The organism is Polaromonas sp., assembly GCF_030682935.1.
GTDB lineage: Bacteria > Pseudomonadota > Gammaproteobacteria > Burkholderiales > Burkholderiaceae_C > Polaromonas.
Window position 1 is genome coordinate 1 of sequence record NZ_JAUXNA010000079.1, and the last position, 1,094, is coordinate 1,094.

The 1,094-nt window shown below is 63.9% G+C and carries 1 protein-coding gene and 2 pseudogenes; all 3 read right to left on the minus strand.

Annotated features, from left to right (window positions below; all coding sequences use genetic code 11):
* Positions 1 to 107: pseudogene (locus tag Q8K05_RS03090) on the minus strand (aromatic ring-hydroxylating dioxygenase subunit alpha); the annotation flags it as partial.
* 82 nt (positions 108 to 189) lie between these two features.
* On the minus strand, positions 190 to 906 hold the full coding sequence (locus Q8K05_RS03095) for an ABC transporter ATP-binding protein (RefSeq protein ID WP_305245072.1): 717 nt from the start codon (positions 904 to 906) through the stop codon (positions 190 to 192).
* Positions 899 to 1,094: pseudogene (locus Q8K05_RS03100) on the minus strand (hypothetical protein); the annotation flags it as partial. The pseudogene Q8K05_RS03100 and the gene Q8K05_RS03095, both read right to left, overlap by 8 nt.

The window sequence follows — 1,094 nt, forward strand, 5'->3', positions numbered from 1 at the left end:
ATGCCCCGGTAAAAAACGATGCGCTCGCCGCAGATTTTTCGGCCCAGCGGCTTGTCGTCGATATCCTGGGGGGTGCAGGCAACGTACCAGGTGTTTTTTGGAAACATGATGATTGACCTTTATTTCAGTTCGGCAGTCCGCTTGTCGAGCTGCCGGCTTTAAGGATGAATGCGCCAGGAAAAAAATTTATCAATGGGGCTCGGCCCTGGTCACGCCCAGCAGACGATCCAGCAACTCGGGCTGCTCGCGCAAGTCCTCTGCGCCGCCGCTGTGCACCACCGTGCCATGGTCAAGCACCACGGCGCGGTGGCTGATGGCCAGGATGGCCTGCGGATGCTGCTCGACGATGATGGCCGACAGCCCTTCGTCGCGGGTGATGCGGGCAATGGCTCGCAGCAATTCCTCGACGATGATGGGAGCCAGCCCTTCGAGCGGCTCGTCCAGCAGCAGCAGCTTGGGGTTGAGCACCAGGGCGCGGCCGACGGCCAGCATTTGCTGCTCACCACCCGACAACTGCGTACCCAGGTTGGTCTTGCGTTCAGCCAGGCGCGGAAACATCGCGTAGACGCGATCCGGGTTCCACTTGCCGGGACGCGCCACCGCCGTCAGGTTTTCATGCACCGTGAGCGATTTGAAGATGTTGCGCTCCTGCGGCACCCAGCCGATGCCGGCCGCCGCCCGCTCGTGCGATGGCAGTTTGTGCAGCGCAATGCCGCCCAGCGTGATGCTGCCGCCATGCTGGCGCGTCGCGCCCGCCAGCGTGTTGATCAGCGTGGTCTTGCCGGTGCCATTGCGCCCCAGCAGGGCCAGCGTCTGGCCTTCGTCCAGGCTGAGCGACACATCCTGCAATACCACGGCTTCACCGTAACCGGCGCGAAGGTTCTCGACCTTAAGAAGTTCAGCCATTAGATTTATCCCCCACGCTTGCCACAACGCGCGCTGCGCTGCCCCCCGAGGGGGCTTTCGCGCCTTGGGGCGGCCCGGCGCCGCGCACCTCCTCGCCATGGCCCAGATAGACCGCCTTGACCTGCGGGTCGTTGGCAATCTGCTCGGGCGTGCCCTCGGTCAGCAAGGTGCCGTTGACCAGCACCGTC